Consider the following 305-nt stretch of genomic DNA (forward strand, 5'->3'; position numbering starts at 1 on the left):
CTAGTAGAACGCGTAAAAGCGGCTCAAGCTGAATTTGCTACTTACTCTCAAGAGCAAGTAGACAAAATCTTCCGCGCAGCATCTTTAGCAGCTAACCAAGCTCGTATCCCGCTAGCACAACAAGCGGTTGCTGAGTCTGGTATGGGTATTGTTGAAGATAAAGTAATCAAGAACCACTTCGCATCTGAGTTCATTTACAACAAATACAAAGATGAAAAAACGTGTGGCATTCTTGAAGAAGACGACAACCTAGGCACAATGACTATCGCTGAGCCTGTAGGTATCATCTGCGGTATCGTTCCAAC

At 43.9% G+C, this 305-nt stretch carries 1 pseudogene; it reads left to right on the forward strand.

The window, feature by feature from the left end:
* Positions 1 to 305, forward strand: a pseudogene (locus IRQ95_RS22130) (bifunctional acetaldehyde-CoA/alcohol dehydrogenase); the annotation flags it as partial.

The organism is Vibrio fluminensis (assembly GCF_015278125.1).
GTDB classification, from domain to species: domain Bacteria; phylum Pseudomonadota; class Gammaproteobacteria; order Enterobacterales; family Vibrionaceae; genus Vibrio; species Vibrio fluminensis.